We start from the raw sequence: 23,902 nt of genomic DNA, 5'->3' as shown, positions 1-23,902 counted from the left end.
GATACCCCTGATGAGCGTCATAGCCCTGGAACACCCACGTCCCGCACCCACCGTTGAGGCCTCGGCCTTCAAGCAGGCGATGCGCAACACCGCCGCCTCGGTGAATATCGTCACCTGCGCCGGCAGCGACGGCGACTACGGCCTGACCGCCACCGCGTTCAGCTCGATCACCGCCGACCCGCCCACTGTACTGATCGCAGTCAACAGTGGCGCCAGCCTCTACCGCCACCTGATCGAGCAGAAGCGCTTCTGCGTCAATGTCCTGCACGCCGACGACGAAGCCATCGCCACCGATTTCGGTGGTCGCCTGCCCGCCGAGCAGCGCTTCGGCAAACATGCACATGCCTGGCGCCGGCTGGACAGTGGTAACCCGGCCCTGCTCGCCAGCAGTGCCGGCTTCGACTGCCGTATCACCGACGTCAACCATGTCGGCACGCACCTGGTGGTGATCGCCGAGGTGCTGGAATGCTGGCACTCCGAGCAGGCTCCCCTGCTCTACTCCTCGGGCCGCTACGGTCGTTTCTCCTGAACGGCGGTTCCACTCGGCAGCACGCCACGCAGTCGCCGCACGGTACCGGCGAAGAGGCCCGCTTCGAGCGCAAGGTGCCGATGATCATCGGCTGCGCGCTGTTCATGGAGTTGCTCGACTCCACCGCGGTGCTGACGGCGCTGGCACAGATCGCCGAGGATTTCGGCGAGTCCAGCGTGCACATGAACCTGGTGGTTTCGCTGTACCTGCTGGCCGTGGCGATGTTCATCCCCATCAGCGGCTGGCTGGCCGAGCGCTACGGACCGCGCCGGGTGTTCGTCCTCGCCATCCTGCTGTTCATGGCCAGTTCGCTGGCCTGCGCCGCGTCCGCTTCGCTGTTGCAACTGTCGCTGGCACGCTTCTGCCAGGGCATGGCCGGCGCCATGATGGTGCCGGTCGGCCAGGTCATCCTGCTGCGCTGGACGCGCAAGGCCGACCTGCTGCGCGCCATGGCCTTCCTTACCATGCCGGCGCTGCTCGGGCCGGTGGTCGGGCCACCGCTGGGCGGGCTGCTGGTGACGTGCCTGTCATGGCACTGGATATTCCTGATCAACCTGCCGATCGGGCTGCTCGGCATCCTGCTGATCCTGCGGCACATCCCCGATTATCCAGGGCAGAAGCGCCAGCCGCTGGACCTTGCCGGGTTCCTCTCCAGCAGCCTGGCGCTGGCGTGCCTGGTGCTGGCCTTCGAGTCCATCGGCCACGGTTCGCTGGCGTGGTTCTGGTCCTGTGCGCTGCTGGCCGGCGGGCTGTTCTTCGGCGCCCTCTACCTGCGCCATGCCAGGCACTGCCCGGCCCCACTGCTGGACCTTTCGCTGCTGAACATCGCGACCTTCGGCATCGTGCTCAAGGGCGGCATGCTGTTCCGCCTCGGCAGCGCCTCGCTGCCGTTCCTGCTGGTGCTGCTGTTCCAGGTCGGCTTCGGCCTCAGTGCGCTGGAGGCCGGCCTGCTGACCTTCGCCGGCGGCGTCGGCGCACTGATGATCAAATTCATCTCGGTGCCGCTGGTACGGCGCTTCGGCTTCCGTCGCATCCTGATCTACAACAGCGTCCTGTCCAGCGCGTCCGTCGCCATCTGCGCCCTGCTGCGCGAAGACAGCACGGCGCTGGCGATCGTGCTGGTGCTGTTCGCCGGCGGACTGTCGCGCTCCCTGCAAATGAGCACCATGGGCGCCCTGACCTACGCCGACATCACGGCCTGCCAGGCGAGCAAGGCCAGCACCCTGTCCGCCATGTCGGTGCAATTGAGCATGAGCCTGGGGGTCGGCATCGCGGCACTGCTGCTCGGCCTGATCCAGCGCCTGCGCGCGCACGAAGTGCCCAGCGTCGATGACATCGGCCTGGCCATGGTCCTCGCCAGCCTGCTGTGCCTGGCCTCCGGTCTGTATTTCCGACGTCTGGCTGGCGACTCCGGCACGGCCATGTCGAAACCTTGAAGAGTGGACGACCACATGCCGTCGAAAAGGTCATCCTTATTCAATACATGCATATTAGATTATTACTAAATTGAATTTTTGTGATCGAGAGAAGCTTGCTAAGGTAACCCCACTGGATCGCCACCGTGCATGCAGGCCTCATCATCCTTGCCATTGGACGCATACGCCATGACAACCCCCGTTCGCCTGGACCGCTTGCGCGGTTTCATCGACGCTCTCGCCGAACTGCTGGAAAGTCAGTCGGATGAGGCGCTTATCCTGGAGCGTGGCGGCGCGCTGCTGGCGGAGCTGGTCAGCCACGACGACTGGCTGCCGGACACCTTCGCCCAACCCGATCCACAGCGCTACCAGCAGTACCTGCTGCATGCCGACTCGCGCCAGCGCTTCTCCATCGTCAGCTTCGTCTGGGGGCCGGGCCAGAGCACGCCGGTGCACGACCACCGGGTCTGGGGGCTGATCGGCATGCTGCGTGGCGCCGAGTACTCCCAGGGCTTCGCCTTCGCCGAAGACGGTAGCCTGCATCCCGAGGGCGAGGCCGTGCGCCTGGTGCCGGGGCACGTCGAGGCGGTGTCGCCGAACGTCGGCGATATCCACCAGGTCAGCAATGCCTACGATGACCGGGTGTCCATCAGCATCCACGTCTACGGTGCCAATATCGGCGCGGTCAAACGCGCGGTCTACAACCCGGATGGCAGCGAGAAACCATTTATCTCGGGCTACTCCAACCCTTACCTTCCCAACCTGTGGGACCTTTCCAAAGAGAACGCTGCATGAGTCAGATCGCTACCCGCTCCTTCCATGCCATCCGCCAGGCCCTGCTCGAGCAACGGGAAGTTGCGCTGATCGACGTGCGCGAAGAAGCGCCCTTCGCCGAGGAACACCCGCTGTTCGCCGCCAATATCCCGCTCTCCAAGCTGGAGCTGGAGATCCATGCCCGCGTGCCCCGGCGCGATACCGCGATCACCCTCTATGACGATGGCGAAGCCCTGGCCCAGGTGGCCGCCGAGCGCCTGATCGCCCTTGGCTACAGCGATGTCGCCCTGCTCGAAGGCGGCCTGGCCGGCTGGCGCGAGGCCGGCGGCGAACTGTTCCGCGACGTCAACGTGCCGAGCAAGGCCTTCGGCGAGCTGGTGGAAAGCATCCGCCACACGCCCTCGCTGGCTGCCGAGGAGGTCAAGGCGCTGCTCGACGCCAAGGCCGATGTGGTGGTGCTGGACGCCCGCCGCTTCGACGAATACCAGACCATGAGCATCCCCAGCGGCATCAGCGTGCCGGGCGCCGAACTGGTGCTGCGCGCCCGCGAACTGGCGCCAGACCCTAGCACCCGGGTGATCGTCAATTGCGCCGGGCGCACCCGCAGCATCATCGGCACCCAGTCGCTGGTCAACGCCGGCCTGCCCAACCCGGTGGCGGCGCTGCGCAACGGCACCATCGGCTGGACCCTCGCCGGACAGCCCCTGGAACATGGCCAGTCGCGCCGCTTCGGAGAAGTCAGCCCCGCCACCCACCAACGCGCCGCCCAGGACGCCCGCGCCGTGGCGGACAAGGCCGGCGTCGGCCGCGCCAGCCTCGCCGACCTGCAACGCTGGCAGGCCGAAGCCGGACGCACCACTTACCTGTTCGATGTGCGCACCCCGGAAGAATACGAAGCCGGCCACCTGCCCGGCGCCCGCAGCACACCCGGCGGACAGTTGGTGCAAGAGACCGATCACTACGCCAGCGTACGCGGCGCCCGCGTGGTGCTGGCCGACGATGACGGCGTGCGCGCCAACATGAGTGCCTCCTGGCTGGCCCAGTTGGGTTGGGAAGTGCATGTGCTGGATGGTCTGGAGGGCAGCGCATTCAGCGAGCGCGGTGCCTGGCAGGCGCCCTTGCCGCCCCTGCCACAACCGCAATCGATCGACGCCCCGACCCTGAACGCGTGGCTGGCAGAGGGCGACACCCTGGTGCTGGACTTCACCGCCAGCGCCAACCATATCGCCCGGCATATTCCCGGTGCCTGGTGGGTGCTGCGCTCGCAACTGCCACAGGCCCTGGAGCGCCTGCCGCTGGCTCAGCGCTATGTGCTCACCTGTGGCAGTAGCCTGCTGGCGCGCTTCGCGGTGGACGAGTTGAACGTGCTGACCGGCAAACCGGTGTTCCTGCTCGAAGGCGGCACCGCCGCCTGGGTCGCCGCAGGCCTGCCGACCGAAAGCGGCGACGAGCGCCTGGCCGTACCGCGCAGCGACCGCTACCGCCGCCCCTACGAAGGCACCGACAACCCACGCGAAGCCATGCAAGGCTACCTGGACTGGGAGTTCGGTCTGGTCGAGCAACTCGGCCGGGACGGCACCCATGGGTTCTTCGTGATCTGACAGGCCTCTCGTCTGTGCAGGGTAATCCCATGGAGATCGTCATGTTTGCTCATATGAACAGAGCACTCGGATATTCATGTGCAGAGCCCGCCGTTACCCCCTCTCCCACTTGCGGGAGAGGGCTGGGGAGAGGGTGAAAGACGCAAGAACCAAGCCCATGCTGGCCCCTCACCAGCGCATCATGGCTATAATCCGACGCTTTTTCAGGTCGCCATGCTCCGCTCGATACGTCCACTGCTGCCCCTTCTCGCCGTTGCCTCCCTCACCAGCCACGCTGCACCTGCCTCGTTCAGCGAGGCCAAGAAGATCGCCCGCCCGCTGTATGCCCTCCAGGCCACCGAGTTCTATTGCGGCTGCAAGTACAAGGGCAACCAGGTCGACCTCAAGAGTTGCGGCTACACACCGCGCAAGAACGCCCGCACGGCGTCCCGTATCGAGTGGGAACATATCGTCACCGCCTGGCAGATCGGCCACCAGCGCCAGTGCTGGAAAAACGGCGGGCGGAAGAACTGCACGGCCAACGACGCCACCTTCCGCAAAGCGGAAGCCGACCTGCACAACCTGGTGCCCAGCATCGGGGAAGTGAACGGCGACCGTTCCAATTACCAATTCGGCTGGCTGGCACAGAAGCCCCACCAGTATGGCCAGTGCCAGATGGTGGTCGACTTCAAGGCGCGCAAGGTCATGCCGCGCCAGGCCATCCGCGGCATGATCGCCCGCACCCACTTCTACATGGCCGACCGTTACAGGCTCAGGCTGTCGGCGCAGGAGCGCAAGCTGTTCACCGCCTGGCACAAGAGCTACCCGCCACAACAGTGGGAACGCCAGCGCAATCAACTGGTGTCCTGCGCCATGGGCTGGGGCAACCCTTACGTAGGCAGCGTACGGCCGGAACTCTGTGCCGGCCTGATGAAGGCGGTCAACGCCCGTTGACACGTGAGCAGCCAGCAGCCCGTATCAGGCTTGAGCGTCGAGACCAGTGCCAATCCGAGTCACCGACTGCCCCTGGAACCGGGCCAGCGCATCGGCAGCTCGCTGCAAACCAGCGGCGCTACCTTTCTCATTGCGAGAAAGCGCACCTTCGATGCCCGCCTGGATTTTCGCGAAGAAGTCCACGGCCTTATCCTCGTATGCCACTGCAGCACCATCGTAATTCACCTTGGCCAGCGCCGATGACGGCGACATCATTCCGACCAGTGACGTGGTGTCATCGAGGTCCAGTTGGCCGCTGCGAATCAATCCGTTGACCGTTTCAAATAATGTACTGGCTGTCATGTTCGTGAAGTCCAGCGGCTCGGCCTGCACAGACTCATGGGAAGTCGCCAAAGACCCGGTTGTCTGCTGGAGCTTCTCGGCCAGCACGCTGGAGAACGACGATGCCCCGGTTGCGCCCGTACCCGCATTGCTCTCGGAGCGACGCTGGCTGGCGAGCAGTTGGGTATCTCCACTGTCAATTCTCATGTTCATCCCCTTGGCTTGTCGTGATTTCCGCGGGCGATCAAGCAAGCATCGTTCCAATCCATCGAATCGACGCCATCCGCACATGCCTCCCGGCAAGGCCACTGAAGCGGCACCCTCTTTCCTTTTCCCACCTGAACGCTTCAGCGGGCTCCTTGCCGCAAGCGGCAGAGAGCTGCCAGCCCTGGCAATGGACCTCAAGACCTGCGCCGATCACCGACGTTGCAGGCACACAGCCCGCACATCCCATCGCACACCACCCCAAAGGCGCTGGGTATTCGCGACCGACCTCCGTACAATGCGCGCCACGCTTGTGCAACCGTGCGTTTGATGACTGCCATGATCGTCAGCGGTCCGGCACAAGCAACTGGGCAGAGACAGGCAATTGGATCTTGCCCCAGATGTGTCCCGAGCCAAGACGCACTCCCCTGATAACCGCGAGATAGAGTCCTTTGATTTCCACTGCCAACATCACCATGCAGTTCGGCGCCAAGCCGCTGTTCGAAAACGTTTCCGTCAAGTTCGCCGGAGGCAATCGCTACGGCCTGATCGGCGCCAACGGCTGCGGCAAGTCGACGTTCATGAAGATCCTCGGCGGCGAGCTGGAGCCTTCGGGCGGCCAGGTGATGCTGGAGCCCAATGTTCGCCTGGGCAAACTGCGCCAGGACCAGTTCGCCTATGAAGACTTCACGGTCATCGACACCGTGATCATGGGCCATGAAGAGCTCTGGCAGGTCAAGGCCGAGCGTGACCGCATCTACTCGCTGCCGGAAATGACCGAGGACGACGGCATGGCCGTGGCCGAGCTGGAAGTGCAGTTCGCCGAGTTCGACGGCTATACCGCCGAGTCCCGTGCCGGCGAACTGCTGCTGGGCCTGGGTATTCCCCTCGACCAGCATTTCGGTCCGATGAGCGCCGTGGCGCCAGGCTGGAAACTGCGCGTGCTGCTGGCCCAGGCACTGTTCTCCGACCCGGAAGTGCTGCTGCTGGACGAACCGACCAACCACCTGGATATCAACACCATCCGCTGGCTGGAAAGCGTCCTCACGGCGCGCAACAGCACCATGATCATCATTTCCCACGACCGCCACTTCCTCAACAGCGTGTGCACGCACATGGCCGACCTGGATTACGGCGAGCTGCGACTGTTCCCCGGTAACTACGACGAGTACATGACCGCCGCCACCCAGGCGCGCGAGCAACTGCTGTCGGACAATGCCAAGAAGAAGGCGCAGATCGCCGAGCTGCAGACCTTCGTCAGCCGCTTCTCCGCCAACGCCTCCAAGGCCAAGCAAGCCACCTCGCGGGCCAAACAGATCGACAAGATTCAACTGGCCGAGGTCAAGCCTTCCAGCCGGGTCAGCCCATTCATCCGTTTCGAGCAGACCAAGAAACTGCACCGCCAGGCCGTCACGCTGGAGAAAGTGAGCCAGGGTTACGACGGCACACCGCTGTTCAAGAACCTCAGCATGCAGATCGAAGCAGGCGAACGCGTTGCGATCATCGGCCCGAACGGCATCGGCAAGACCACGCTATTGCGCACCCTGGTCGGCGACATGCCAGCCATGGCCGGCGAGGTGAAATGGACCGAGAGTGCCGACGTCGGTTACTTCGCCCAGGATCACGCCGACGACTTCAGCGATGACGTCACGCTGTTCGACTGGATGGGCCAGTGGACCCAGGGCGGCGAACAACTGATCCGTGGCACCCTCGGCCGCATGCTGTTTTCCAACGATGAAATCCAGAAGTCGGTGAAGGTGATCTCAGGTGGCGAGCAGGGCCGCATGCTGTTCGGCAAGCTGATCCTGCAGAAACCCAACGTGCTGGTGATGGACGAGCCGACCAACCACCTGGACATGGAATCCATCGAGGCGCTCAACCTGGCGCTGGAGAACTACCCGGGCACGCTGATCTTCGTCAGCCATGACCGCGAGTTCGTCAGCTCCCTGGCTACCCGCATCATCGAGCTGTCGGAAAACGGCGTGACCGACTTCAGCGGCAGCTACGACGACTACCTGCGCAGCCAGGGCGTGCAGGTCTAGCAACCAGCAACGTTGCATCGGGTGCGCCATGCGCACCTGGGTGCTCGATGCCATCTCCTCACAAGGCATCGAGCGTTCCGCTAGCCGCTCCTGAGCAACTTGCCCAGCAAGTCGTAGAGCCGCTGCTGCTCTTCCCTGCTCATTCCCGCCAGAACCCGCTGCTCGTTCGCCACGTGCAGCGTCATAAGATTCTCGATCAGCGCGAAGCCCTGCTCCGTCAGCGCCACCAGCACGCCACGGCGATCATGAGGGTGCTTGCGACGCTCGATCAGCCCAGCTTTTTCCAGACGGTCGATACGGTTGGTCATGCCACCGGACGAAATCATGGCGCTTTCATACAGCACGGTCGGTGTCAGCGCATACGGCTCCCCCGATCGGCGCAGGGTGGCCAGCACGTCGAATTCACCGGATTGCAGGCCATGTTCGGCGAACAGCGGATTGAGGTGATCACGGGCGATCACCTGGGCCGCCTCTCCCAGCCGCCCCAGTATGCCCATCGGCAACGGGTCGAGGTCCGGGCGTTGCACGTGCCACTGCGCAATGGCGATTTCAGCACGATCCGACATAGGCCACCCCATTTATCTTGATACTAAGATACTTTTCATCGAGACTGTAGCCATCATACCCCACACGCAAGGGAGCCGACATGGCAAACCGTCACACCCACTTCTGGCTGCCACTACTCCTGCTGATCGGGACCGGCGGCCTGATGGGCCTGACCAACAACGTGGTCAAACTGGCGACTGCGGCCGGCTGGCAACCCTTGAGCTTCCTGATGCTGAGCCTGCTGGGTAGCGGTCTGATACTGGCCCTGCTCGCCACTCGTCAGGGACAGCGCCCCAGCCTGGCGCCCCGCTATTTCCGCTACTACCTGATCGCCGCGCTGCTCAGCGCCAGCCTGCCGCAAGCCCTGCTGTTCAGCGCGATCCCCCATACCGGGGCCGGTTTCGCCTCGGTCTGCATGGCATTCCCTCCGCTGCTCACTTACATCATGGCCTTGCTGCTGAAGATGGAGCGCTTGCGCACGCTACGTCTGCTGGGGCTGGTCAGCGGCCTGAGCGGCGCCCTGTTGCTGACGATGGACAAACTCGCAGGAAGCACCGGTTCGAGCTTCTGGGCACTGCTCCTATTGTCGTCACCCTTGCTGCTGGCGCTGGGCAATATCTACCGCAGCCGTCACTGGCCGGGGGGCGCCAGTGCATTGTCCCTGGCGCCCGGCATGCTGCTGGCGGCCGCCCTGCAATTGCTGCCGGTGATCGTGCTGGCCGGCGGTGACTGGCTGCCACGCAACGCCAGCCCAGCGACTCATGCCCTGCTGGCGGCGCAGGTGCTGCTGTTCGCCCTGACCTATGCGCTCTACTTCATGCTGCAGCAGATCGCCGGGGCGGTTTACCTGAGCCAGATCGGCGCAATAGCGGCGGTGGCAGGCACGGCCTTCGCGGTCTGGGTGCTGGGCGAATCGGCCAGCCTGTCCATGCTGCTGGCGATACTGGCGGTCGTCGTGGGTGTCTTGCTGGTCAGTCTCAATGCACTACCCGCCCGGGAGAAACCCTGATGAAAACCGAACGCATCCCGACGGTGCTGATACTGATCCTGCTGGGCCTCAACCTGCGTCCGATCCTGAGCGCCGTCGGCCCGCTGCTCGACGATATCCAGCGACAGACCGGTATCAGCCATGTAACCGCCAGCCTGCTGACGACCCTGCCGATCATGGTCATGGGGCTTGGCGCACTGGCCGGACGTCAGTTGCGTCGGGGGTTGGGGGAAGGCAACGGTATTTTGCTCGGCATCCTGCTCATCGCTTTCGGCTGCCTGCTGCGCTGGCTACTGCCGAATGCCGCCGGGCTGCTGGCCAGCGCCTTGCTCGCAGGTGCCGGCATCGCATTGATCCAGGCCCTGCTGCCAACATTCATCAAACGCAGCGCACCCAACGACAGCGGGCGCCTGATGGGCTTCTACAGTTGCGCCATCATGGGCGGTGCAGCGTTCGCCGCCGCCCTGACGCCATCGCTCGCCAAGCCCGTCGGCTGGCCTGCGGCCCTTGGTTTCTGGGCCATACCGGCGGTACTGGCGGCCATGGCCTGGCTCTACTGCCGGGCACCGCAACATGATTCCGCAGCCCGCCAGGAGGGCGGAAGAATCCTGATGCGGCGCTCGCCACGGGCCTGGCTTCTGATGCTGTTCTTCGGGTTGGCCACCTGCGCCTACACACTGGTGCTCACCTGGCTACCGCCGTATTACACGGCGATGGGCTGGAGCCCGGTGGACAGCGGCATGTTGCTGGCAGGCCTGACACTCTGTGAGGTCGCGGCCGGGCTGCTGTTTTCCACACTGCTGCCGCGCTGGGCGGATCGCCGCACACCGCTGTTCATCGTCCTGGGTTGCCTGCTGGCGGGGCTGCTCTGCCTGATTTTCGCCCCACAAGCCCTGGTCATCGCCATCTGCATCCTGCTGGGCGTCGGTATTGGTGCACTGTTCCCACTGTCGCTGATCGTCGCGCTGGATCACCTGCAGGACCCGGAACAAGCCGGCGACCTGCTGGCGTTCGTGCAGGGCGGTGGCTACCTGATCGCCGCCCTGGCCCCGCTGATGGGTGGACTGCTGCGCGAGTACTTCGATGACCTGGTACCCAGCTGGATCGCCATGGCCATATTCAGCCTGGTACTGATGCTGATCGCCAGCCGACTGGCGCCGGGCAGCGGGCGATTTCACCTGCGTCCGGGCGCCTGAACCGACTACGCCTTGCCCTTGTCCAGGGAGGGGTCCACAGGCTCCTGTTGAAGCATCTCATCGTGCTCGGCCATGTTCCACGGCAGGTTGCCGGGTGAAATGTGCAGGAAGTGCAGGTACTTCTCGAACTGGTCGAGGATGTCGCTGATGATCTCCGCCTTGTCGTAGCCGTAGATATCGTAGGACTGCCCTCCTCGGCGCAAGAACACCTCGGCCCGGTAGTACTGCTCGTCTGCCTCCTCGGAGCGGTCCATCTGCGGATGGGCGAAGGAAGGCCGGGCGTACTCGCGCAAGCGTATCTCGTAGAGGAAGTCGAGCTGCTCGGGCTTGACCACCTCCAGCCAGGCGCGCCCCAGGTCATCGTCATAGCTCACCTTGGCTGGCCAGCCCTGCTCCTCCAGGCCTTTGCCGACGCGGATCATGCTCGGCAATACAGTGCGCCGGACGAAATGCTCGACCTCGTCGCGCTGCGGGAAGTTGACGATACTGGCCAGTCGCTTCTTCCAGAGGGTCGGCCCGTTCGGTGCGGCATAGCGCCCCGCCTGCTGCGAGTAGCGCATGCTCATCTCGCGGTGTCCCTCGATCACCAGCGCCCGCCACATGCCCACGGCCGACAGCAGCATGATGATGGCGAACGGCAAGGCGCTGGCGATGGCCATGCTCTGCAGAGCCTTGAGCCCCCCCGCCAGCAACAGTACCGAGGCCAGGGTACCGCTGAGAATGGCCCAGAAAGCCCGCTGCCAGGCGGGTGTGTTCATCACCCCGCCAGAAGCCAGCGAATCCACCACCAGTGCGCCCGAGTCCGCCGAGGTGACGAAGAACAGTGCGATCAGCAGGATGGTGATGCCGGAGATGATGGAGGTCAGCGGCAGCAGCTCGAACAGTTTGAACAGGGCAATGGCATTATCGGCCTTCACTTCGCCAATCAGCGAGGTATAACCCTCGTTGATGATCAGGTGCAGGGCGGTGTCGCCGAATACCGAGAACCAGAAGAAGGTGAAGAGGGTCGGCACCAGCATCACGCCGAAGACGAACTGGCGAATGGTGCGACCCCGGCTGATCTTGGCGATGAACAGGCCGACGAAGGGCGCCCAGGCGATAGTCCAGCCGAAGATGAACAGCGTCCAGTTGCCGATCCAGTCGCTGCGCGAGTAGGCCTGCAGGTTGAAGGTGCGCTCAACGATGTTGTTCAGGTAACGCCCGGTGTTCTCTAGGAAGGTCTCGAGGATGAAGATGGTCGGGCCGACCAGGAACACGAACAACATCAACGCCGTGGCGATCACCATGTTGAGGATCGCCAGGGTCTTGATGCCCTTGTCCATGCCCGCCACCACCGAGCCCATGGTCATGGTGGTGATCACGGCGATACAGGCGATCTGCATCGTGGTACTGACCGGGATGTCGCTCCACAGGTAGTTCATCCCGGCATTCATCTGCGCCACGGACAATCCCAGGGTGGTGGCGATGCCGAACAGCGTGCCGAGGATGGCGAAGATATCCACCGCATGCCCGATCGGCCCATGGATGCGCTCGCCGATCAACGGGTAGAGCGCGGAGCGGATCGCCAGCGGCAGGCCATGGCGAAAGGAGAAGTACGCCAGCACCAGGCCGACCAGCCCGTAGATCGCCCAGATGTGGAAGCCCCAGTGGAAGAAGGCGATCTGCATCGCCTGTCGCGCTGCATCCAGCGTTTGCCCCTGTGCGCCCTCGGGCGGGTCGGCGTAGTGCAGCACCGGCTCTGCCACACCGAAGAACAGCAGGGCAATACCGTAGCCGGCGGAGAACAGCATGGCGAACCAGGCCGGGAAACTGTACTGCGGCTCGGCATGGTCCGGCCCCAGCTTGATACGGCCCCATTTACTGAAGGCCACCAGCACCACGAACATCAGGAACAGCGACACCGCCAGCATATAGAACCAACCGAAATTGGCGGTGATGTAGCCCAGCATCGAAGCGAAGACCTCGTTGGCCAGCTCCGGCTTGCTGATGGTGCCGACCACCAGCAAGGTGGCGAACAGCACGGCAGGAATGAAAACCGGCCAGAGAATAGTGGTCTGCCAGCGTGATGGCCTGGCTTGTGACTCGGACATGAGCGAGTGCTCCTTTCGCTGATGAGAAGGCGTGATCGTGGCGATCATGAAGAGGCAGGGATATTTCCCAGGTGTTGCAGAGCGGGCCTTCCGGCCCGGCGACAGTTAAGACAACGGGATGGCCATTAAGGTGCCACCCGGTTTGGCAAGGGCTGCGGCAGGCGCAATGCGGTAAAGATGAATGTCTCGAAGAAGACGGTGGATGCTGTTTTCTCGAGCGCCAGGCAAAGCCCGAGAGGGGTGGAGTTCAGAGCCCCAGGTCATCCAGGCTGGGGAAGTACTCGGCGAGCGATCCCGCGCTCGACTCCGGCGCCTCGCCACGGGTACAGCGGATCACGACGAAATAGGGGTTCTCGCCCAGGTCCAGCCAGTGCTGCGTGCCTGCGGGAAGGCTCAGCAGGTCATGCCGCTCGCACAGCACACGGTAGACGTACTCGCCATGGGGCAAGCTGAACAGCGCCCTGCCGGACAAACACAAGAATGCCTCGCCGCCCACCTGGCGATGCTCACCCAAGCGCTCCGCAAGGCTCGGGTGGTCGTGGCGCAGCAGCGCATGCCCGGTGTAACCCTGCCCGTCCAGCAGCGCCGCGACCGGCTGCCGGTAGGCAGCCAGCAATTCATCGTCGCTGGCCGTGGCCGAGATCGGCGTCGCAGGCTGCCAGCGCTCCAGGGTGACGCCGAGCGGCGCCAGCTCGGCGGCGATGTCTTCATGGTGGGTCAGCATCTTGAGCGGCTGCTCGGGCTGCGCCTGGAGATAGATGCCGAGAATGCTCATAACTGCCCCAGCACCGGCGTATTCACCTTCACCTCGGCATTCTGCGCACGGTGACGCAGCAGGTGGTCGAGCAGCACGATGGCCATCATCGCCTCGGCGATGGGCGTGGCGCGAATGCCGACACAGGGGTCATGACGCCCCTTGGTCACCACCTCCACCGGATTGCCGTCGACATCGATGGAGCGGCCCGGCGTGGTGATGCTGGACGTCGGTTTGAGCGCGATATGGGCAACGATCGGCTGGCCACTGGAGATCCCGCCGAGGATGCCGCCGGCGTTGTTGGACAGGAAACCTTCGGGCGTCAGCTCATCACGATGCTCGGTGCCGCGCTGGGCGACACTGGCGAAGCCCGCACCGATCTCGACGCCCTTGACCGCGTTGATGCTCATCAGGGCATGGGCCAGGTCGGCGTCCAGGCGGTCGAAGATCGGCTCGCCGAGACCCGGCAATACGCCCTCAGCGACCACGGTAATCTTCGCGCCGACCGAATCCTGGTCCCGGCGCAACTGGTCCATATAGGCCTCCAGCTCCGGCACCTTGTCCGCATCGGGGCTGAAGAACGCGTTCTGCTCGACACTCTCCCACCCCTTGAACGGAATCTCGATAGGGCCGAGCTGGCTCATGTAGCCGCGCACGCTGATGCCGAGGCTCGCCAGGTACTTCTTGGCGATGGCGCCCGCCGCCACGCGCATGGCGGTTTCCCGCGCGGAACTGCGGCCACCACCACGGTAGTCGCGCAGACCGTACTTGTGGTGATAGCTGTAGTCGGCATGGGCCGGGCGGAACAGGTCCTTGATCGCCGAGTAGTCCTTGGACTTCTGGTCGGTATTGCGAATCAGCAGGCCGATGGCGCAGCCGGTGGTGCGGCCTTCGAACACGCCGGAGAGGATTTCCACCTCGTCGGCTTCCTGGCGCTGGGTGGTGTGCCGGCTGGTGCCGGGCTTGCGCCGGTCGAGGTCGCGCTGCAGGTCCTCCAGGGAAAGCTCCAGTCCTGGCGGGCAACCGTCGACGATGGCGACCAGGGCCGGGCCGTGGCTCTCGCCAGCGGTGGTGACGGTGAACAGCTTGCCGTAGGTATTGCCGGACATGCAGGACGCTCCGCGATCAGCCTGTAGGAAAAGTCAGGCAGTATACCTGAGCGTCGGCGGCTTGCCGCCACCCCGGCACTTTCGTCACGGCCATGACTCCAAAGGCGCAAGCGCTCCATGCCACGGCAAGCGCCCCTCATCCAACCAACGCAAGATCCAGCATGCGCCTTCTAATTCTGCTCACGACCCTCTTCTTCATGTCCATTCCGAGTGCCTTCTCCCACACCCTGCTCAGCCAACCCATGCAGCAGCAGATCGCCAGCGGAACACTGTACGGCACCCTGCTGCTGCCCAAGCGTGATTATCCGGTGCCGATTGCGCTGATCATCGCCGGCTCGGGCCCCACTGACCGCGACGGCAACAATCCGCAGGCCCATAGCGACACGCTTAAAAAGCTTGCCTACGCCCTCGCCCGCCAGGGCGTCGCCAGCCTGCGCTACGACAAACGCGGGATTGCCGCCAGCCGCGCAACCGCGGTGGATGAGCGCCAACTGAGCCTGGAGGGTTATGTGGAGGATGCCCTGTCCTGGTCCCGGACGCTCAAGGCCGATCCTCGCTTCGGGCCGCTGCTGCTGGTGGGCCACAGCGAAGGCGCACTGATCGCCAGCCTGGCCGCCCCGCGCAGTGGCGCGACGGCGCTGATCAGCCTGGCCGGCAGCGGTCGTCCCATCGACCAGTTGCTGCGCGAGCAACTACAGGGTCGCCTGCCGCCACCGTTGCTGGCCAGCGCAGGCTACCTGCTCGACGAGCTCAAGGCCGGGCGCCAGGTTCCTGAAGTGCCCGATACGCTGGATGCGCTGTTCAGGCCCAGCGTCCAGCCTTACCTGATCTCACTGCTGCGCCAGGATCCGGCCCGCGCCATGGCCAATGCCGGGGTGCCAACCCTGATTGTCCAGGGGCTCAACGATATCCAGGTACAGGCCGCAGACGCCCGGCGCCTGCATGCAGCCCGCCCCGATGCTCAACTGAGCCTGATCGAAGGCATGAACCACATGCTGCGCATTGTCCCCGAGCATGGCATCCGGCAACTGGCCTCCTATGACGACGCAGAACGGCCTATCGCCCATGAACTTCTGAAGGCAATCGGCGAATTCCTGCGAAACAATGCCATCCTGCCAGCATAGAGTTAGACTGGCCGCCGCCGATAACGAAAATGACACGCGAGCCTGTACCCGACGAGATGCCAGGAATGACCGATACTCCCGCTCCGCCACAAGCCCCTGCCGACGAAGCGCCGCAAACGCCACAGCCCCATCCCTGGGAAGAGCTGGCGCCCGAGCGTTTCCGGCTGTTGCGCCTGGCGCCCCTGGCGGCCGACAAACATACCGGCGCGCGTCCGTTGCGTTTCGTCGAACTGGCCCAGGTGGAGCGCCACAGCGACGAGGAAAGCCTCCTGCGGCTGTTCATCAACCAGGCGGGGCAGAGCCGCTCGCGCAAGCTGAACACCCTTGAGGTCTGGGCCGACCATGCCAACAAGACCCTGCGCTTCGGCCCCGAAGAAGGCCTGAACATCGTGCCGGCCAATCGCGGCCTCGGCCGCTTCCTGCTGGCACAGGCGGCACTCTGGGCACAGAAGCACTGGGCCCACTACCTGGTAGAGAGCGGCGCCCTGACGGAAAAAGGCAGCGAGGAACAGCGCCAGTTGCGCGACCACTTCCTGCAGACCCAGGGCTTCGATATCGAGTACGACCCCGAACACCCATTCAAAAGCGCCTATTCGGCACCGCGCGTCAGCAGCCTGCGCGGCGACTGGAACCAGGACAAGGTCCAGATCATCGAACTACTGGATTCGGCCAGCATGCTCGAACAAGCGGACCAGAACCTCGCCAAACAGGAAAACCGGATCGGCGAGCTACTGGAGCAAATGGCCAAATACCGTCGCGAAGACGGCACGCTACGCTTCACCATCGTCTGCCTGATCGCCTTCTGCCTGTTTCAGGCAGGCCTGCTGATCTGGATCGCGACACGCTGATTACCAATACCCTCGGTATCTGCCCGCAAGAACAGTACAATCCCCGACGCACAGGCAACTGTGCCCCTGATGGCGGATACGACTCCAAGAGCGTCCGCCAAGAACATTGCCAATCCCTGGAAGCCCCATGGACTCTCGTAATAAAGAAATAGAAAGCCACTACACCGCAATCCTCGGCCAGCTCGGCGAAGATGTGAACCGTGAAGGTCTGCGGGATACGCCCAAGCGTGCAGCCAAGGCGATGCAGTATCTGTGCAAGGGTTACCAACAGACCCTGGAAGAAGTCACCAACGGAGCCCTGTTCAGCTCCGACAACAGCGAAATGGTGCTGGTCCGGGATATCGAGCTGTATTCCCTGTGCGAACACCACCTGCTGCCCTTCATCGGCAAGGCGCATGTCGCCTACATTCCGAATGGCAAGGTGCTGGGCCTGTCCAAAGTCGCGCGCATCGTCGACATGTACGCACGACGCCTGCAGATCCAGGAGAACCTGACCCAGCAGATCGCCGAGGCAGTTCAGCAGGTCACCGGCGCAGCCGGTGTCGCGGTCGTCATCGAAGCCAAGCACATGTGCATGATGATGCGTGGAGTCGAGAAGCAGAACTCGTCCATGATCACCTCCGTCATGCTTGGCGCCTTCCGTGAGAATGCCGCCACCCGCAGCGAATTCCTCGGACTGGTGAAATAAGAAAGGCTCCAGGCTTGCCAACCGCAAGCCTGGAGCCTCACATGCCCCGCCCGTCGACCTGCTAGTCGAACATTCCGACGTGCCCAGGTTGCGCCTCGACACGCTTCAACCATTCGCCAATGGCCGGGTACCCGCTCATATCGAAGCCGCCTTCATGGGCCACATGCGTATAGGCATACAAGGCCACATCCGCGATCGAATAGTGGTCGCCGACCAGGTAAGGCGTGCGCACCAGTTGCTGCTCCATCACATTCAGCGCGTGATAGCCATCCAGCAACTTGGCCTCGTACTCTTCCTGGCGCTCCGCCGGCAGGCCGAGGTAGACCTTGATGTAGCGCGCAACGGCGATGAACGGCTCATGGCTGTACTGCTCGAAGAACTGCCATTGCAGCACCTGGGTACGCAGGCGCGGATCGGTCGGTAGCAGTGGGCTGCCCTCTCCGAGGAAGTTGAGAATGGCGTTGGACTCCCACAGGCAGGTTCCATCCTCCAGTTCCAGGACCGGAATCTTGCCGTTGGGGTTCTTCTGCAGGAATTCTTCCGAACGGGTTTCACCCCGCAGGATATTGACCGGCACCCACTCATAGGCCCGACCAAGCAGGTGCAACATCAGCTTGACCTTGTAGCAGTTGCCCGACCGGTAATCGCCATAGACCTTGAACATACACCCCTCCGCTACACATCCTGCACGGACAATTCACTGGCACGCTCGCGCCAGGCTTTCTGCTCGGTCTTGATGACACTCGCCAACCGTCGCAGCCCCTCATTCATGCGCGCCGGCTCCACATGGCTGAAGTTCAGCCGCAGGTAACCCGGATTGCGCTCCGGCTCCACGAAGAACGCCTCACCCGGCATAAAGGCCACGTTCTGCGCCAACGCCGCCTGTAACAAGACCCGCGTATCCACCGGCTGTTTCAGCGCCAGCCAGAAAAACAGGCCGCCCTGGGGAATGCTCCATTCGGCGATATCACCGAAATGCTCCTCCAGCGCCAGTTGCATCCTGTCCCTGCGCTCGCGGTAGAACTGCCGCAGGTCTTGCAGGTGCTGCCGGTAGGGTTCGCTGCCCAGCCATTGCAGTGCCTGCCACTGGCCGATGCGATTGGTGTGCAGGTCGGCGGCCTGCTTCAGTCGCAGCAAGTGCGGGAACAAATCAGGCGTTGCGATCAGATAGCCGACACGCAGCCCCGGCAGCAACGTCTTCGATACCGTCCCCATGTAGATCCAGCTGGACGTCCGCAGGTGGCTGACGACAGGCCGCGCCTCCACCTCATCGAACACTAGATCGCGATAAGGCTCATCCTCCAGCAAGGTCACACCGAACTCGTCGAGCAAGGCCGCCACGGCCGCTCGCTTCTCGGCGCTGTAGCGCATGCCCGAGGGATTCTGGAAGGTGGGAATCAGGTAGGCGAACGCAGGCTTGCTCTGCTCCAGCCGAGTCCGCAGCGCCTGCAGGTCGATTCCGTCAGGCTGCAGGGGCACCGTCAGGCACTCGGCCCCGAACAACTGGAACGACTGCAGGGCGGCAAGGTAGGTCGGCGCCTCGAGCAGCACCTCGGTACCCTTGTCGATATACAGCTTGGATACCAGGTCGAGCGCCTGCTGCGAGCCGCTGAGCACCAGCACCTGGCTGGCGTCGCACGCTACGCCCAGCGCCCTCGCCTGCTCGGCAATCGCCTCGCGCAGCGCCGGCTCCCCTTCACTCATGCCGTACTGGCCGACACTGACCGGCATCTCGTCCCAGGACACCTTGGGCAACATCGGTTCGGCAGGCAGGCCACCCGCGAAGGACATGACCTCCGGCCGCTGAGCGGCCGCCAGGATTTCACGGATGAGGGAACTCTTGAGACGGTCGATGCGTTCGGAAAAAGCCATTGGAGTACGGAGCCTGATAAGTCAAAATGCTTGACCAAAACTACTCTCACGCCCACAAATACGTCAATATGCCTGACCTAAAAAAAAGCACCATTCAGCGCCAGATAATGGAAAGCTTCTTCCTGGCTTATCAGGCCTTCACCGCCAAGCCCGACGAGATGCTCGCGCGTCGCGGACTGTCCCGCGTACACCATCGCATCCTGTTCTTCATTGCCAACTACCCGAGCCTGAGCGTGAAAGACCTGCTCGGCTATCTCGGCGTCAGCAAGCAGGCGCTGAACATCCCGCTGCGCCAGCTACTGGAAATGCACCTGGTGGAAAGCCTGCCCGACGAAGACGACAAGCGTAAGCGCAAACTGCAACTGAGCGCCGAAGGCGCCAGGCTGGAACACGCCCTGCGCCGCGAGCAGGCCCGCCTGCTGACCCGCGCATTCGCCGAAACCGGGGACGCCGCTGTCAGCAACTGGCTTTCGGTCAACCTGGCCCTCGCAGGCAAACGCACGGCAGACCACCAGGAACCTGCCGACGACGAGACGCGATAAGCCCGACTCACGATAGAAGCCACACATCGAAACGACCATATGAACCACACGCCGGCAGCGATGGCCTGGCGACACCTGGCCCGATAAAACAATCAAGACGGTCCAAGCATGCACTCGAACGCAAAACCACAGCCCGGAAACGAAAAAAGGCAGCCTGCAAAGGCTGCCTTTTTCATGTGCTTATCCCAAAAGCTCTCCAAAAGCACCTCCATTCAAGACGGAAGCCAAATGAAATTCTTTTAAAACAGCTACTTACATGGTGCGGACAGAGAGACTCGAACTCTCACACCTTGCGGCGCCAGAACCTAAATCTGGTGTGTCTACCAATTCCACCACGTCCGCGTGACAGGGGGCTTGAAACAAGAACGCCAGGCTTTTGGCCTGGCGTTCTGGAATATGGGGTGGACGAAGGGGATCGAACCCTCGACACCAGGAGCCACAATCCTGTGCTCTACCAACTGAGCTACGCCCACCATATTGCTTTGCTTGTGCCAGAGCACTCAATGGCGCACCCGGCAGGACTCGAACCTGCGACCACCCGCTTAGAAGGCGGGTGCTCTATCCAGCTGAGCTACGGGCGCTTTCGAACTCGAAATTCATATGAACCACGTGTTCAAGCTTGAATGCTATTGAAGAAACTCTTCTTTAGCTTTTCTACCCTGTGACAGGCTGTGCTCGACAAGCGGGACGAATCTTATAGATCGGAAAACGGCTGGTCAACAGTAAAAATCAAAAAATTTCAGATAGTTAAACTCCCCTGCAATATCCACGACTTTGCCTGAATGGCACGACATGCGAGAATGCACGCCCTTTTTCAATCCCCTCCGATGGTTAGCCAAGCGACATGACCGCACAATTGATCGACGGTAAAACGATCGCTGCCGATATTCGCCAGCAGATTGCCACTCGCGTACAGCAGCGCCGTGACAAAGGACTGCGCGCACCCGGGCTTGCGGTCATCCTGGTAGGCAACGACCCTGCTTCGGAAGTCTACGTGGCCCACAAGCGCAAGGACTGCGAGCAGGTCGGCTTCCACTCGGTGGCCCATGACCTGCCTGCCGAGACCAGCCAGCAGGCGTTGCTGGAACTGATCGACAGTTTGAACGAAGCGCCGGAAATCGATGGCATTCTCGTGCAACTTCCTCTGCCCAAACACCTGGACGCCTCCCAACTGCTGGAACGCATTCGCCCGGACAAGGACGTGGACGGTTTCCATCCCTACAACATTGGCCGTCTTGCCCAACGCATGCCCCTGCTGCGCCCCTGCACTCCCAAAGGCATCATCACCCTACTGGAAAGCACTGGGGTCGATTTGCATGGCCTGGACGCCGTGGTAGTAGGCGCTTCGAATATCGTAGGGCGCCCGATGGCCCTGGAACTGCTGCTGGCTGGCTGCACCACGACGGTCACCCACCGCTTCACCAAAGACCTGGCCGAGCATGTAAAACGTGCCGACCTGGTCGTGGTCGCCACGGGCATAACCGGGCTGATCAAGGGTGAATGGATCAAGCCGGGCGCCATCGTCATCGACGTCGGCATCAATCGTCAGCCCGACGGCCGCCTGCTGGGCGATGTAGAGTTCGAACCCGCCTTGCAACGTGCCGGCTGGATCACACCGGTACCGGGTGGCGTCGGCCCGATGACGCGTGCCTGCCTACTCGAAAACACGCTGCACGCCGCCGAACACCTGCACGACTGATCCCCCCGAGGCCGGTCCAGCGACCGGCCTCCCCCTCCAATCCTCAAGCCTCGCGCTCACCTCGCAGACGGCATCAAGCAACCCTCACCAAGCCCATCCATAAGCAGAACAGCGCATGGTCACGGCATATTCCTGCCCACTCTTCTGCCATCGAATATCGGTGATATACTGCGTCGCATGACTTCATAGTCATTGAGGGCCGAACACTCTCATGCGGAGCTGCCGGCCCTTGAAGCGACTGCGTCACCACCATGACTCAGCCGCTCGACGCTCTACTGGTGCCCTAAATCACCGCGGCAAGCTCTCGACCTTCGGCCAATGTTTCATTGAACGAAAGCGCCTACCCAGCGCACCTCGAGACTCTGTGCACGCCCAGCAAAGAAGAGAGTTAATACCCGATGTCCACTCGTTCGAAGATTATCTACACCCTCACCGATGAAGCCCCCGCACTCGCCACCTACTCGCTTCTCCCTATCGTAAAAGCCTTCGCCGCCTCAGCCGACATAGCCGTCGAAACCAGTGACATCTCTCTCGCCGGGCGCATACTGGCCACTTTCAACGACCGCCTCCCCGCCGACCAGCGCATCCAGGACGACCTCGCCCACCTGGCGACCCTGACGCTGGCGCCCGAAGCCAACATCATCAAGCTGCCGAACATCAGCGCCTCCGTCCCCCAGCTCAAGGCCGCCATCGCCGAACTGAAGAGCAAGGGCTACGACCTGCCGGACCTGCCGGAAGATCCGCAGACCGACGAAGAAAAAGAAATCCGCGCCCGTTACGCGAAAATCCTCGGCAGCGCCGTGAACCCGGTCCTGCGCGAAGGCAACTCCGACCGCCGCGCACCCGCTGCGGTCAAGGCCTATGCCCGCAAGCACCCGCACTCGATGGGCAAGTGGAGCATGGCTTCGCAATCCCACGCCGACTACATGCGCGGCGGCGACTTCTTCTCCAGCGAGCAATCCTTCACCAATGAAAAAGCCGGTGAAGTCCGCATCGAATTCGTCGGCAAGGACGGCAAGGTCGAAGTCAAGAAGACCCTGAAACTGGAAGACGGCGAAGTCCTCGACGGCATGTTCATGAGCGCGAAGAAACTGCGTGCGTTCTTCGAGCAGACCCTGCAGGACTGCAAGGAAACCGGCGTCATGTGGTCCCTGCACGTCAAGGCGACCATGATGAAGGTCTCCCACCCGATCGTCTTCGGCCATGCCGTCACCGTCTACTACAAGGACGTGTTCGACAAGTACGGCGAGCTGTTCAAAGGTCTGGGCGTCAACCCGAACAACGGCATCAGCAGCGTCTACGAGAAAATCAAGTCCCTGCCTGCCTCGCAGCAGGAAGAAATCCTCCACGACATCCACGAGGTCTACAGCCACCGTCCGGAAATGGCGATGGTCGATTCGGTCAAGGGCATCACCAACCTGCACATCCCGAGCGACGTGATCGTCGACGCCTCGATGCCTGCGATGATCCGCAACTCCGGTCAGATGTGGGGCAAGGACGGCAAGCAGAAAGACACCAAGGCCGTGATGCCGGAAAGCACCTACGCCCGCATCTACCAAGAAATGATCAACTTCTGCAAAACCAACGGCGCCTTCGACCCGACCACCATGGGCACCGTGCCGAACGTCGGCCTGATGGCGCAGAAAGCAGAAGAATACGGCTCCCACGACAAGACCTTCGAGCTGCAGGCCGACGGCATCGTCCGTGTGGTACTGGCCGACGGCACCGTCAAGATCCAGCATGAAGTCGAAGCCGGTGACATCTGGCGCGCCTGCCAGACCAAGGACGCCCCGATCCGTGACTGGGTCAAGCTGGCCGTCACCCGCGCCCGCCAGTCCAATACGCCAGCCATCTTCTGGCTGGACCCGGAGCGCGCCCACGACAACGAACTGCGCAAGAAAGTCGAGCGCTACCTGAAAGACCACGACACCAGTGGCCTGGATATCAGCGTCACCGACTACAACTCGGCGATCCGCATCAGCATGGAGCGTCAGATCCGTGGCCAGGACACCATCTCGGTGACCGGCAACGTCCTGCGCGACTACCTGACCGACCTGTTCCCGATCATGGAACTGGGCACCTCGGCCAAGATGCTCTCCATCGTTCCGCTGATGGCGGGCGGCGGCATGTATGAGACGGGCGCTGGCGGCTCCGCACCCAAGCACGTACAGCAACTGGTCGAAGAGAACCACCTGCGCTGGGACTCCCTGGGTGAATTCCTCGCCCTGGCCGTATCCCTGGAAGAAGAAGGCATCAAGACCGGCAACGCCAAGGCCAAGCTCCTCGGTCGCACGCTGGACGAGGCCACTGGCAAGCTGCTCGACAACGACAAGTCGCCGTCGCGCAAGACCGGCCAGCTGGACAACCGTGGCAGCCACTTCTACCTGGCACTGTACTGGGCCCAGGCCCTGGCAGCCCAGACTGAAGATGCCGCGCTGGCAGCCCAGTTCGCACCGCTGGCCAAGACCCTGACCGAGCAGGAGAAGACCATCGTCGCTGAACTGAACAGCGCCCAGGGCCACCAGGTCAACATCGGTGGCTACTACCGCCCTGACGAAGAGCTGGTCAACAAGGTCATGCGCCCAAGCGCGACCTTCAACGCAGCGCTGGACGCCCTGGCGTAACGC

21 protein-coding genes and 3 tRNA genes are annotated in these 23,902 nt (G+C 62.9%); 14 read left to right on the top strand and 10 right to left on the bottom strand.

Annotated elements, in window-relative coordinates:
* Positions 1-10: 10 nt before the first annotated feature.
* The 5 genes from HW090_RS16225 (at position 11) to HW090_RS16205 (ending at position 5,252) form a co-directional block, all read left to right on the top strand.
* The gene (locus HW090_RS16225) at positions 11-529 is read left to right on the top strand and encodes a flavin reductase family protein (protein ID WP_179114499.1); all 519 of its coding nucleotides are present in this window, start codon (positions 11-13) and stop codon (positions 527-529) included.
* A complete protein-coding gene (locus HW090_RS16220) occupies positions 466-1,965 on the top strand; it encodes an MFS transporter (protein ID WP_306299179.1) in 1,500 nt (499 codons plus the stop codon). Before HW090_RS16225 ends, HW090_RS16220 begins: the two co-directional genes overlap by 64 nt.
* A gap of 168 nt (positions 1,966-2,133) precedes the next feature.
* A complete protein-coding gene (locus tag HW090_RS16215; RefSeq protein ID WP_179114498.1) occupies positions 2,134-2,739 on the top strand; it encodes a cysteine dioxygenase in 606 nt (201 codons plus the stop codon).
* The gene (locus HW090_RS16210) at positions 2,736-4,319 is read left to right on the top strand and encodes a rhodanese-related sulfurtransferase (protein WP_179114497.1); all 1,584 of its coding nucleotides are present in this window, start codon (positions 2,736-2,738) and stop codon (positions 4,317-4,319) included. The genes HW090_RS16215 and HW090_RS16210 overlap by 4 nt, the downstream gene beginning before the upstream one ends.
* 213 nt (positions 4,320-4,532) lie before the next feature.
* Complete coding sequence (locus HW090_RS16205) at positions 4,533-5,252, top strand: endonuclease (protein ID WP_179114496.1); 720 nt, start codon at positions 4,533-4,535, stop codon at positions 5,250-5,252.
* A gap of 24 nt (positions 5,253-5,276) precedes the next feature.
* Here HW090_RS16205 and HW090_RS16200 read toward each other — a convergent pair whose 3' ends face one another.
* Entirely contained in the window at positions 5,277-5,780 is a 504-nt protein-coding gene (locus HW090_RS16200) for a hypothetical protein (protein WP_179114495.1), read from the bottom strand.
* A gap of 449 nt (positions 5,781-6,229) precedes the next feature.
* On the opposite strand from HW090_RS16200, the gene HW090_RS16195 reads away from it, so the two are divergent.
* Positions 6,230-7,819, top strand: a complete 1,590-nt coding sequence (locus tag HW090_RS16195) for an ABC-F family ATPase (RefSeq protein WP_179114494.1) — start codon at positions 6,230-6,232, stop codon at positions 7,817-7,819.
* A gap of 80 nt (positions 7,820-7,899) precedes the next feature.
* Here HW090_RS16195 and HW090_RS16190 read toward each other — a convergent pair whose 3' ends face one another.
* Positions 7,900-8,385 carry a MarR family winged helix-turn-helix transcriptional regulator gene (locus tag HW090_RS16190; RefSeq protein WP_179114493.1) on the bottom strand — a complete coding sequence of 162 codons (486 nt, stop codon included), beginning with the start codon at positions 8,383-8,385 and terminating at the stop codon, positions 7,900-7,902.
* Positions 8,386-8,465: 80 nt separating this feature from the next.
* Here HW090_RS16190 and HW090_RS16185 point away from each other — a divergent pair, with 80 nt between their 5' ends.
* Positions 8,466-9,374, top strand: coding sequence for a DMT family transporter (locus HW090_RS16185; protein WP_179114492.1), 909 nt, complete (start codon positions 8,466-8,468; stop codon positions 9,372-9,374).
* The gene (locus tag HW090_RS16180) at positions 9,374-10,549 is read left to right on the top strand and encodes a cyanate transporter (RefSeq protein WP_179114491.1); all 1,176 of its coding nucleotides are present in this window, start codon (positions 9,374-9,376) and stop codon (positions 10,547-10,549) included. The genes HW090_RS16185 and HW090_RS16180 overlap by 1 nt, the downstream gene beginning before the upstream one ends.
* A gap of 5 nt (positions 10,550-10,554) precedes the next feature.
* On the opposite strand, the gene HW090_RS16175 is transcribed toward HW090_RS16180, so the two are convergent.
* The 3 genes from HW090_RS16175 to aroC form a co-directional block, all read right to left on the bottom strand.
* Positions 10,555-12,639, bottom strand: coding sequence for a BCCT family transporter (locus HW090_RS16175; RefSeq protein WP_179114490.1), 2,085 nt, complete (start codon positions 12,637-12,639; stop codon positions 10,555-10,557).
* A gap of 247 nt (positions 12,640-12,886) precedes the next feature.
* Positions 12,887-13,414 (bottom strand): acireductone dioxygenase, encoded by a 528-nt coding sequence (locus HW090_RS16170; RefSeq protein ID WP_179114489.1) that lies wholly within the window; start codon positions 13,412-13,414, stop codon positions 12,887-12,889.
* Positions 13,411-14,502, bottom strand: a complete 1,092-nt coding sequence (gene aroC, locus HW090_RS16165) for a chorismate synthase (RefSeq protein WP_179114488.1) — start codon at positions 14,500-14,502, stop codon at positions 13,411-13,413. The genes HW090_RS16170 and aroC overlap by 4 nt, the downstream gene beginning before the upstream one ends.
* A 161-nt stretch (positions 14,503-14,663) precedes the next feature.
* On the opposite strand from aroC, the gene HW090_RS16160 reads away from it, so the two are divergent.
* From HW090_RS16160 to folE, 3 genes are all read left to right on the top strand, one after another.
* Positions 14,664-15,626 carry an alpha/beta hydrolase gene (locus tag HW090_RS16160; RefSeq protein ID WP_179114487.1) on the top strand — a complete coding sequence of 321 codons (963 nt, stop codon included), beginning with the start codon at positions 14,664-14,666 and terminating at the stop codon, positions 15,624-15,626.
* 65 nt (positions 15,627-15,691) lie between these two features.
* Positions 15,692-16,474, top strand: a complete 783-nt coding sequence (locus HW090_RS16155) for a hypothetical protein (protein WP_179114486.1) — start codon at positions 15,692-15,694, stop codon at positions 16,472-16,474.
* Between the two features lie 127 nt (positions 16,475-16,601).
* On the top strand, positions 16,602-17,162 hold the full coding sequence (gene folE / locus HW090_RS16150; RefSeq protein WP_179114485.1) for a GTP cyclohydrolase I FolE: 561 nt from the start codon (positions 16,602-16,604) through the stop codon (positions 17,160-17,162).
* 61 nt (positions 17,163-17,223) lie between these two features.
* Here the strand turns inward: folE and HW090_RS16145 are convergent, their stop codons facing one another.
* Together HW090_RS16145 and HW090_RS16140 are read right to left on the bottom strand one after the other, a co-directional pair.
* The gene (locus HW090_RS16145; RefSeq protein WP_179114484.1) at positions 17,224-17,826 is read right to left on the bottom strand and encodes a glutathione S-transferase family protein; all 603 of its coding nucleotides are present in this window, start codon (positions 17,824-17,826) and stop codon (positions 17,224-17,226) included.
* An 11-nt stretch (positions 17,827-17,837) separates the two neighbouring features.
* Positions 17,838-19,034 carry a PLP-dependent aminotransferase family protein gene (locus HW090_RS16140; protein WP_179114483.1) on the bottom strand — a complete coding sequence of 399 codons (1,197 nt, stop codon included), beginning with the start codon at positions 19,032-19,034 and terminating at the stop codon, positions 17,838-17,840.
* Between the two features lie 68 nt (positions 19,035-19,102).
* Between HW090_RS16140 and HW090_RS16135 the strand changes: the two genes are divergently transcribed.
* Positions 19,103-19,576, top strand: coding sequence for a MarR family winged helix-turn-helix transcriptional regulator (locus HW090_RS16135; RefSeq protein ID WP_179114482.1), 474 nt, complete (start codon positions 19,103-19,105; stop codon positions 19,574-19,576).
* 257 nt (positions 19,577-19,833) lie between these two features.
* Here the strand turns inward: HW090_RS16135 and HW090_RS16130 are convergent.
* The 3 genes from HW090_RS16130 to HW090_RS16120 form a co-directional block, all read right to left on the bottom strand.
* Positions 19,834-19,918: transfer RNA gene (locus HW090_RS16130), tRNA-Leu, on the bottom strand.
* Positions 19,919-19,973: 55 nt separating this feature from the next.
* A tRNA-His gene (locus HW090_RS16125) sits at positions 19,974-20,049 on the bottom strand.
* 31 nt (positions 20,050-20,080) lie between these two features.
* Positions 20,081-20,157, bottom strand: a tRNA-Arg gene (locus tag HW090_RS16120).
* A gap of 263 nt (positions 20,158-20,420) precedes the next feature.
* Here HW090_RS16120 and folD point away from each other — a divergent pair.
* Together folD and HW090_RS16110 are read left to right on the top strand one after the other, a co-directional pair.
* Entirely contained in the window at positions 20,421-21,275 is an 855-nt protein-coding gene (gene folD, locus HW090_RS16115) for a bifunctional methylenetetrahydrofolate dehydrogenase/methenyltetrahydrofolate cyclohydrolase FolD (RefSeq protein WP_179114481.1), read from the top strand.
* A 398-nt stretch (positions 21,276-21,673) separates the two neighbouring features.
* Positions 21,674-23,899, top strand: a complete 2,226-nt coding sequence (locus tag HW090_RS16110; RefSeq protein WP_179114480.1) for an NADP-dependent isocitrate dehydrogenase — start codon at positions 21,674-21,676, stop codon at positions 23,897-23,899.
* The last annotated feature ends 3 nt before the right edge of the window (positions 23,900-23,902 follow it).

The organism is Pseudomonas sp. ABC1 (genome assembly GCF_013395055.1).
In the GTDB taxonomy this organism is placed as follows: Bacteria; Pseudomonadota; Gammaproteobacteria; order Pseudomonadales; family Pseudomonadaceae; genus Stutzerimonas.
Note: the sequence above shows the minus strand (reverse complement) of the source record. Positions and strands in the feature narration are given on the sequence as shown.